Annotated in this window: 9 protein-coding genes; 4 read left to right on the forward strand and 5 right to left on the reverse strand. The window is 54.6% G+C overall.

The genetic code is table 11. The annotated features are described in order from the left end of the window. Positions 1–172: 172 nt before the first annotated feature. The 3 genes from POTG_RS07055 to POTG_RS07065 are packed head-to-tail and all read left to right on the forward strand — an operon-like array spanning position 173 to position 3545. The gene (locus POTG_RS07055; RefSeq protein ID WP_009224136.1) at positions 173–1132 is read left to right on the forward strand and encodes a glycoside hydrolase family 113; all 960 of its coding nucleotides are present in this window, start codon (positions 173–175) and stop codon (positions 1130–1132) included. Between the two features lie 13 nt (positions 1133–1145). Next, positions 1146–2342: an AGE family epimerase/isomerase gene (locus tag POTG_RS07060; protein ID WP_009224137.1), complete on the forward strand. Its 1197-nt coding sequence runs from the start codon at positions 1146–1148 to the stop codon at positions 2340–2342. Positions 2343–2366: 24 nt separating this feature from the next. After that, positions 2367–3545: a glycoside hydrolase family 130 protein gene (locus POTG_RS07065; protein WP_028539693.1), complete on the forward strand. Its 1179-nt coding sequence runs from the start codon at positions 2367–2369 to the stop codon at positions 3543–3545. A 58-nt stretch (positions 3546–3603) separates the two neighbouring features. Here the strand turns inward: POTG_RS07065 and POTG_RS07070 are convergent, their stop codons facing one another. From POTG_RS07070 to gpr, 4 genes are all read right to left on the reverse strand, one after another. Further along, positions 3604–4674, reverse strand: coding sequence for a LacI family DNA-binding transcriptional regulator (locus tag POTG_RS07070; RefSeq protein WP_009224139.1), 1071 nt, complete (start codon positions 4672–4674; stop codon positions 3604–3606). A gap of 92 nt (positions 4675–4766) precedes the next feature. After that, positions 4767–5294 carry a hypothetical protein gene (locus POTG_RS07075; protein ID WP_028539695.1) on the reverse strand — a complete coding sequence of 176 codons (528 nt, stop codon included), beginning with the start codon at positions 5292–5294 and terminating at the stop codon, positions 4767–4769. An 18-nt stretch (positions 5295–5312) separates the two neighbouring features. After that, positions 5313–6728 (reverse strand): stage II sporulation protein P, encoded by a 1416-nt coding sequence (locus POTG_RS07080; RefSeq protein WP_009224141.1) that lies wholly within the window; start codon positions 6726–6728, stop codon positions 5313–5315. A gap of 158 nt (positions 6729–6886) precedes the next feature. After that, complete coding sequence (gene gpr / locus POTG_RS07085) at positions 6887–7900, reverse strand: GPR endopeptidase (protein ID WP_009224142.1); 1014 nt, start codon at positions 7898–7900, stop codon at positions 6887–6889. 205 nt (positions 7901–8105) lie between these two features. Here gpr and rpsT point away from each other — a divergent pair, with 205 nt between their 5' ends. Continuing rightward, positions 8106–8378, forward strand: a complete 273-nt coding sequence (gene rpsT / locus POTG_RS07090; protein ID WP_016311419.1) for a 30S ribosomal protein S20 — start codon at positions 8106–8108, stop codon at positions 8376–8378. Positions 8379–8465: 87 nt separating this feature from the next. On the opposite strand, the gene holA is transcribed toward rpsT, so the two are convergent. After that, complete coding sequence (gene holA / locus POTG_RS07095) at positions 8466–9494, reverse strand: DNA polymerase III subunit delta (protein WP_009224144.1); 1029 nt, start codon at positions 9492–9494, stop codon at positions 8466–8468. Between the last annotated feature and the right edge of the window lie 458 nt (positions 9495–9952).

The following is a 9952-nucleotide window of genomic DNA, read 5'->3' on the forward strand; positions in this document are numbered from 1 at the left end:
GGTTTTTTGCTTCTTTAGGACAACTTCACGCTAACAAATTCAAAATAAAAAAGGTTGAATCCACCGTTTAGCTGTTATATAGTTATGTCATAATTAGTATTTTGTTATCTTAATTTATATAACAAATGATAACAAATTTTAAATTTTTGAGATCGTGGGGTGAAATGCAAGTATGCAATCGCTCGAACATTATATTGCCGGAATGACCTGGGGGTTTATGGGCGTCAGGGGGACCTGGGGCAACGAGGCCGCAGCTCATTCCATGGAAATGATGGCGAAGGTGACCCGCAGTAACTGGACGGCCATTGCTTTTGCCGCACTGCAAGCAACAGCCTTCTCCACGGATATCCCCTTCTGGGAGGCGCCGACGGTGACCGACGAGGAAGTCCGATGGGCCATTCGTAAGGCGCATTCGCTGGGGTTGAAGGTATGTCTGAAGCCGATCGTGAACTGCGCGGACGGAACTTGGCGAGCGCACATTAATTTTTTTGATCGAGACGTCCCTTGTGAACCAAAATGGTCTGACTGGTTTGCCTCGTATCGCGCATATCTCCTTCATTTCGCGCAAATCGCCGAGGAAACCGGGTGCGAGATGTTCTGTATCGGCTGCGAAATGGTGCAAACCGACCGGCGGGAAGCGGAATGGCGCGCTTTGATCGCCGACATTCGCCAGGTTTACCACGGACCGCTGACGTATAACTGCGACAAATATCAAGAGGACAATGTGATGTGGTGGGATGCCCTGGATGTGATCAGTTCCAGCGGCTACTACCCGATCGGAGACTGGGATCGTCAGCTGGATCGAATTGAAAGCGTTGTCCGGAGATACGGTAAGCCGTTTTTGTTTATGGAAGCCGGCTGCCCGAGCCGCACCGGGTCGGCGAACGTCCCAAATGACTGGACGCTGCAGGGTGCAGTGAATGAGGCGGAACAGGCGGAATATTACCGCACGATGCTGGAGAAATGCGGAGCGCGCGATTGGGTCCGCGGCTTGATGCTGTGGGATTGGCCGGCGCGGCTGTACGATCGGAGCCAGGCTGCAACAAATGATGGTTACTGCATTTATGGCAAGGAAGCGGAGACGGTCGTAGCTGAAGCTTATGCCGCCAAGCTGAACGCGATCGAGCGATAAGGAGGTTTTTTACGTGGAAATCCATGATTGGAAGGTACAGCTGCAGCAGGAGCTGCAAGGCAACATTCTCCCTTTTTGGATCGAACATACAATCGATTGGCAGCATGGCGGCTTTGTCGGATACATCGATGAGCAGCTCAACAAGCACCCCGAGGCCGATAAAGGGCTGGTGCTGCACGCCCGCATTCTATGGACCTTCGCTTCGGCCTATCGTCGATTTCCCGATCCCAAATACCTGGAAATCGCCGAGCGGGCTTATGATTACCTGAAGACGCATTTTGTGGACCCTCAGTACGGCGGTTTCTATTGGATGGTGGATGTCCAAGGACGGCCGGTTCAAGACAAAAAGCAGGTCTACGGGCAAGCGTTTGTCATTTACGCTTTGACTGAATATTATCGCGCAACCTCCAGCGAAGAGGCATTGGAGCAAGCGGTCAACCTCTACCGCCTGCTGGAGCAGCACAGCTATGATCCGGTTCATAAAGGCTATGTTGAGGCTCTGTCCCGCGACTGGAAACCCACCGGGGATTTAAGTCTCAGCAACAAGGATCTAAACGAAAAGAAATCGATGAATACGCACCTGCACGTGCTGGAGGCGTACACCAATTTGTACCGGGTATGGAAATCCTCTGAGCTGCGGGGCAGCTTGTCCGAGCTGATCGAAGTGACGCTAGAGCAAATCATCGATCCGAAAACTGCCCACTTCCTGCTGTTCTTCGATGACGGCTGGCAGGTCAAAGGACATCATGTCTCGTATGGCCATGATATCGAGGGCAGCTGGCTGCTCGTCGAGGCAGCCGAGGTGCTGGGTGAGCCCGCTCTGCTGCAGCGCGTGAAGGAAACCGCCTTAAAGATGGCCGAGGCTGTGTATGCGGAAGGCGTTGACCGGGACGGCGGGATATGGAACGAAGCCGATCCAAACGGCCTGACTGACGATAACAAAGACTGGTGGCCGCAGGCGGAAGCGATGGTTGGTTTCTACAATGCGTACCAACTGACCGGAGACCCCAAGTACCGGGCGGCTGCAGCAAATTCCTGGAGCTTTATTCAAACGTATCTGGTGGATCGTAAACACGGCGAATGGTTCTGGGGCGTGGATCGAGGCGGCGCACCGTTGCCGGGCGAACCAAAGGTCAGCCCTTGGAAATGCCCTTATCATAACAGCCGCGCGTGTCTGGAAATGCTGGAGCGTCTGGAACGCGAGAAGTAATTTGATGGATCGGAGGAATTGAGAATGAGCCTATTTGACGAAAGAAAACAGCAGCTGACCGAACGTTACGAACAGCTGATTGCGCGCCGCAACGAGAAAATGCCCTATGGCAACGGGGTGTACGACCGCTACCGCTATCCGGTCTTGACGGCGGAGCATGCGCCGCTCATTTGGAGATACGATTTCAATCCGGCGACGAATCCGTATTTCTCTGAACGCCTTGGCGTCAACGGCGTGTTTAATCCGGGAGCCATCGAGCTGAATGGAAAATTTTATCTGATCGCCCGCGTTGAAGGCGTAGACCGCAAATCGTTCTTCGCTGTAGCCGAGAGCGATAACGGCATCGACGGCTTCCGTTTCTGGGATAAGCCGGTGGTTATGCCCGAAACCGAAGATCCGGACGTCAACGTCTACGACATGCGGGTCGTGCGGCATGAAGACGGCTGGATTTACGGGCTGTTCTGTACGGAGCGGAAAGACCCCCATGCGCCGCGGGGAGATCTGTCGAGCGCCGTAGCCCAGTGCGGCATCGCCCGCACGAAGGATCTCGTCACTTGGGAGCGGTTAGCCGACCTGAAAACGAAATCTCCGCAGCAGCGCAATGTGGTGCTGCACCCCGAGTTCGTAGACGGGAAATACGCGTTCTACACCCGTCCGCAGGACGGCTTCATCGACGCCGGCTCCGGCGGCGGCATCGGCTGGGGGTTGTCTGATTCGATCGAGCAGGCGGTCATCGACGAGGAAATCATCGTTGACGACCGCAAGTACCATACGATCAAAGAGGTCAAGAACGGCCAAGGTCCCGCCCCGATCAAAACGGATAAAGGCTGGCTGCACATCGCCCATGGCGTGCGGGGAACGGCGGCCGGGCTCCGCTACGTGCTGTACGCCTTCCTCTCCGACTTGCAGGAGCCGCAGCGGGTGACGCATCGGCCGGGCGGCCATCTGATCGCACCGGAAGGCGAGGAGCGTGTCGGCGATGTGTCCAACGTCGTGTTCTGTAACGGCGTCATCGCCCGCGACAACGGCGACGTCTTCATCTATTACGCTTCCTCTGATACGCGCATCCACGTCGCCACAACGACGGTCGACCGGCTGCTGGACTACGTGCTGAACACGCCGGAGGATCCGCTGCGCTCCTATGCCTGCGTACAGCAACGAATCGATTTGATCGAGCGGAATATCCAATTTCTGAACAAGTAAAACTAGCGAGCTGCTAGGAGTTCATCTCTTGGCAGCTCGTTTGTTTGAGTTGACTTCTTTACTCGGCCTTTCGATGCGGCTCGGCGGTGGAATCCCGGTATACCGTCTCGACGGAGATCATGATTTTCTCCCGCGGCGCGTCCGGTTGGGCCAGTCGTTCCAGCAGCTTCCTCACCGCCCGCTGGCCAAGGTTCTCCTTCGGCACGTTAATGGTGGTAATGGCCGGAGTGTACCGGGCCGCATCGTCGATATTGTCAAACCCGCTGACCGTGATATCCCCGGGCACGTGAAGGCCAATCTCACTCAGGACGGAGCAGGCATGCATCGCGATGGAGTCGTTCGCACACACAAGCGCGGTCGGGAGCGTCCCTTCCGCTTTCTGCCCCTCCAGCCATCCGCGCAGCACGTCGCCGTAAGCCCCGGTGTCGACACCTTCCAGCTCCAGCATCGGATCCTCCAGGGACTGCGGTGTCAAGCCGTTCTCCTCCAAGGCGCTGCGGAAGCCAATCCAGCGGTCCCGAAAGCTGCGGGAAAACGTTAAATTGCCTAAGAAATGCAGCTTCCGATGCCCCAGGCCGATCAGGTGATTGGTCAAACGGGCCATCCCATCAACGTTGTTAGCGAAGACCGTGTCGCTTGGAATCAGCGGGTCCTCATGATCGACCAGCACGATCGGCAGCCCGATCCGGTGTACCTCCAGCAGGAATGGGGTGGCGATCTGCCCCACCCCGATCATCCCCAGAATCCCGTCAGGATTCAGGATGCTCATGAAGTTGTCACCGCGAGGTTCGGATACGATAATCATCCCCAGCTCCTGCGCCTCCAGCTCCCGGGAGATGCCTTCCAGCAGTCTACCCCAATACAGCGATTCCTTGTTCTGAAACCGGATATTTGGCATCAGCACCAGCACTGACTGCTTGCCGGCCGGTGCCGGCAGCGCGGTTCCCGTAGGGATGACGTTCTTCACATAACCGTTCTTCTGATTAAAATACCCAAGCTGGGAGGCAGCTTGAATGACCCGCTCCCGGGTCTGCTCGCTGACCCCTCCCTTGCCGGACAAAGCTTTGGATACAACGAATTTCGAGACGCCTAGATGGTCGGCGATTTGCTGCATCGTAATTTTTTTCAAGGACTCTAACCTCCGAAATAACGTATAACGAACGGGTTCATAACAATATAACAACAGTATAACAAACTCGCCATTCGTTATAAATCGTTATTTCATTCGCCTGGACCAAACCAGGAGGCCACCCAATGAATGCTCTTCTGCGACGCCTGCTGCAATAGGTGAGCCGCTTTGTCGGCAAATCGGTCGATGGCCGGCGGCGAGGGTGGCGGCATCAGCAGGTCAGCTGGCGTCTGCAGCGCCTGACCGCCCCCCGTCGTGTTTGGCACATCGGTCCCGGATGGGGAGGTTCCGTAGCCGGGAACCTGGGTATAACCGCCTGTCGTTCCTTGCGGCGCGGCATTGCCTTGACCGGTTGTCCAAATGGGGGGGGATCCGGCGGTCCAACCGTTGTTGTTCTGCTGCAATTGCTGCTGTAATTGCTGTTGCGATTGTTGCGGCTGCTGCGATTGCGGATAGGGATAGATCATGGATTGTCCGTTCATGCCTGCAGTCGTCCCTCCGGTTTGAAATCCGGGGCCGAGGATCGAGCTGGTTCCGCTTTCGGCAAGCTGCATCCCCAGCGTCACCCCAGTCGCCAGCAATAAACCGTATACCAATGTTTTTCGCAGCATTTTAGCCATGTCCATCCCCCATTCAAATCAAGATTTCTTGTTTGTGCTGTTCGTTCCTTTGTTCACGCTGTCCGAAGACTTATTGGAACTGCCCGCGCCTTTGTTCGTGGTGCCAGCGGACTTGTCCGTGCTCTTTGCGCTGCCGCTAGCGATGCCGTTCGTACTGCTCTTCGACAGCTTGCCTGCTTTCTCCGCGTCCTGACTTTCCCAATACAGATCGGCCAAAATTCCGGCCAGCACCTTGGCGGTACGCTCCAGCTCTTCCTGGCTGTTGTCGATGCCGCCGATTTCGATCAGCACGCTGTTCGGCGACAGCGACTGGTTATATTCCCCGTTGCCTTGGGAAGACGTCTTCCCCCAGATGCCTCTGGAAATCCCGGGATACGACTTCTCCAACCGTTCATGGATGGAGCTGGCGAATTTCTCATTCTCGCGCCAATTCTTGTTCCCGTGTCCGATAATGAAGTATACCTGGGCATAATTCACACCGTTGATGGTTGTTGTCGTTTTGTCGTGGCGCTGCGAGTCGCGGTGAATATCGATAAAATATTGCAGCTGACCGTTTTCAGCCATCGCTTGTTTGACAGTCTCTCGTGAATATTTATATGAGTAGTTGTAGTTGTAATTGCTCACCTTGGCCGCATAATTTTCGTACGTGTGTAAGGTTGCGACCCCTCTGCGTTCCAGCTCTTTCGCCAAGGCCTCTCCAACTAAGCCTACGTTCTTCTTATCCTCCGCCGAGCTCGGATTATCTACATTCGTGCCAAGCACGGGATTAAAAGATTCTTGCGGATGGGAATGATAGATCATCACGATATTTTTATTGCCCGGCTTGATGGAAGGCTCCTCCTGATCCCCGGACGTGCCGTCCGTCTTCCCCGGTTCCACTGCTGGCGGCTGTGCTGTGTCCGAATTGTCGCCGTCCTTCCCGGGATCCGCGTTACTTCCATCATCGGGGATATCCGGTTCCGGGTGATCCGGCGCACTTCCGTCGGCTCCTGCGCCTGGCCGGTAGTCCTCCGGAGCCTGGGCCGTCCCGTTGCCGGAGCCGGTGCGCAGCAGGATCGGACTGTCAGCGCCAAGCCCTGGGACTTCCCGGGCTACCAAGCTCTTTGGATCGGACGGATTCACGTCCGTCAACAGCTGAAAGACGAAGTTCGTCACCTGCCGCCCGGAAATCGCCGGGGTCTGCTTCTCGCTAGCCACATGCGGCAGCTCCATGCCAACCATATCCATGAAGAATCCGCTGGACAGCGAGGCCGCCAGTCCTTTCATCGAGGAGACAGGGGAGGTGTTCAGCTGTTTCTCAGCGATCCCCAGCACCCCCAGCATGACGAAGAAGATCACCGACATGACCGACAGCAGCAAAAAGGTGCGTCCCATCGCCAACACATGAAGCAGATTCCTTCTCATTTTCCCTAGATTCCAAGCCTTGAATTTCATATGCATGTCCTCCTCCAGCCGCTTTCAAACTATATTCCAAATCTATGAACCTAGTTGAAAGGCTAGAACCTCAAATTCTCACACAAAAAAAGAAATCCGCTAGATTCGCGGATTTCCTTGAGATTTAAGGAGAAGGAACTAGAAGCAGCATACGCTCGTTAATGCGTGTAGGACGCCACGTTATCCGGAGTAACTGCCTCATGCAGCGAGATGTTGAGTCCGCTTGCAATGACGTTGGCAACGTCCTCGATGAATTCATCAATTTCCTTCGGCGTGACGATCAAATCATGGCCGAGCGGTTCAAGCACCTCTTTGACGAGACCCAGACGCTCGTTTTCGCTCAGGTCGTTCAGCATGCCCATGATCTGCTTGGTCGGAGCTTTTCCGTCGTCGCTTTCCTGGTTAAAATGATTTTTCATCAAATCCAATACATTATTTACGATCGTCGATGCGTAGCACACCGTTGGAACGCCGATGGCGATACAAGGCACGCCCAAAATTTCCTTGGTCAGCCCCCGCCGCTTATTGCCGATCCCTGAGCCGGGATGGATGCCGATATCGGCGATCTGGATCGTGGTATTCACCCGCTCCAACGAGCGCGAAGCCAGCGCATCGATGGCGATGATGAGATCGGGTTTTGTCCGATCCACGATCCCCTGCACCACTTCGCTGGATTCAATACCGGTAATGCCAAGCACCCCGGGGGCAATCGCGCTAACCTCGCGGTAACCTGGCGCTACCTGGTCCGGTGTCAGCTCAAAATAATGGCGGGTGACCATCACATTTTCCACCACCAGCGGTCCAAGCGCATCCGGCGTGACGTTCCAGTTGCCGAGGCCAACGATCAACGTCTTCGCCTCCGGTCCAACCCCGATTTTATTTAAAAATGCAGTAAACTCCTTGGCGAACGCCGCAGCCACCTTCTCCTGCAGCTCGGTATCCTGATTGCGGAGACCGGGAACCTCCAGCGTCACATAATGCCCCTGGATTCGTCCAATTTGCCGCGAGGCTGCCTCATCGGTCACATCCAGACGGGTAATCTTGATCCCGTCCTGTTCCTCGACCTGCTCATTGAGCCCAGGGACCGGGCCGCCATGGATCGTCTCCGCCATTTCCTTCGATTCAACGGCCAAGTCAGTGCGTACGGAATATTCGCGCAAGTCCAAGTTCATGCCATAAGACCTCCATTTCCTCTGATTGCCTTTATTGTGCGGGAGAGGGAATGGGTTTATACATCCCTTCTGCGAGGCTGAAAAACTTGCGCGAAATCGAGAGATTCGGTATGATGAATTTATTGCTTTTTGCTATCTTGCGTGATAAAATATTTTAAGTTGTGAATCATCTGGGTTGATATATGCTTTACAGGAGGTGAATGCAATGCCTAACATTAAATCCGCAATCAAACGCGTAAAAACGAGCGACAAACGCCGCGCGTTGAACGCTTCGCAAAAATCCGCCCTGCGTACGGCTGTGAAGACAGTTGACACCGCTCTGGCGAACAACGAAGTTGAAGCAGCTAAAGCTGCTTTCGTGGCTGCTACCAAAAAATTGGACAAAGCCGTTACGAAAGGTCTGATCCACAAAAATGCAGCTGCCCGTAAGAAATCCCGCTTGGCTAAAAAATTAAACGAACTTACGTCCCAAGCGTAAGTCTCGTTAAATGATACGAAGCTCAAAAAGACCTGAACGATAAATCGTTCAGGTCTTTTTGGTTATTGTTTAGGTCGGGCTTGTACCTCAAGCCGCCAGTTTTAGCAGGAACAGCTCCAGCCCCAGGACTTTGTCGATCTGCCCGCTCTTCATCCGGTAGTCCAGTTCGGCCAGCTCGGACAAAATCGCCTTCAGGCGACCGGTCTCAAACTTCCGGGCCTGGTCGCCGGCCAGCTTGACGACGTACGGATGCAGGCTCAGCTGGGAGGCAATTTGCTGCTGCGAATAGCTTTGGCGGGCGAGCTCCTTCACCTGCAGCATAATCCGGAACTGGCGGGCGATCAGCGCCGCAATTTTAATCGGTTCCTCACGTTGCTTCAGCAGCTCGTAGAAAATGCCCAGCGCCTGCTCCAGCCGAATCGCGGCGATATGCTCCACCATCACGAACACGTTCTGCTCTGTGCTGCGCGCCACCAGCTGCTCCACCGCAGCAGTATCGATCATGCCGCCGGCTCCGGCGTACAAGCAGAGCTTGTCCATTTCCGCAGCCAATACAGCCATCTGCACACCGCTTGCCGCAATTAATGCTTCCGCGGCATCCCGTCCAATTCGGCAACCTCGCTTCTCTACCTCTTGCACAACCCACTGAACAAGCTCGCCGCCGCCAAGCGGCAAAAAGGACAACACCGTACCCGCCGCCTTGATCGCTTTGACAACCTTCTTTCGCTCGTCCAGCTTTTCACCGTTCACGACAAACACAACGACGCTATGTTCTGCCGGGTTGCCGATATACGTCAGCAGCGCCTCGACTTTATGCTCAATCTTGCCGCCTTCCTTGCCGCCTGCTACAAGCAGGGTGGAGTCGCGTACAACGATCAGCTTGCGCTCCACGAGAAAAGGCATCGTCTCCGCCTCCTCGACCACCACCTCAATCGGCGTCTCCGCCAAATCAAAGGTCGCGATGGCAAAATCCTTCTGATCCGGATCCACCAGCTGATCCTGGAGCAAACTAACAAACTCCTGAATTTGATACTTCTCCGTACCGTAACATACGTACAACGGGGAGACCCGCCCCTGCTTAATGTCTTTTATCGCTTGTTTTTGCTTTGCGTCCATCCGGTATCTCCCTTTCGACTTTGTTGCCTTCTTCCATCATACTTCGATTTCACGCATTCGTCCAAGCTCTGTTTATTGTTGTTCAGTCGAAATACCGTCAAGTTACTTGAGGTCACAGCAAGGGGAAACGTGCGCGGTTGTTATTAGACGGGGATGCGGCGGAAAATGTTCAGTTGCATGACAGGGGTTGTACTGTTCCAGCTCCGATGTACCGCGAAATGGGCCTAAGGTTGGCCTAAAGTAACGTAACGGACCGTACAGCCCTTATTTGTACATTTCCCGGCTATTTCCCGCTGTAACGGACACCTGAGACCTTATTGGGCACTTCCAGCACCCTTTTAGCTGGATTTGTCCAGAATAAGGTCTCCTCGGTCCGTTAGAATCGGTAAGCCTACGATATGTGAAAATAGCGGCTCTAGAGTCCGTTAGCCTGCGGGGATACCAGGAACCGAGCTCGC

It is taken from the genome of Paenibacillus sp. oral taxon 786 str. D14, from assembly GCF_000159955.1.
GTDB lineage: Bacteria > Bacillota > Bacilli > Paenibacillales > Paenibacillaceae > Fontibacillus > Fontibacillus phoenicis.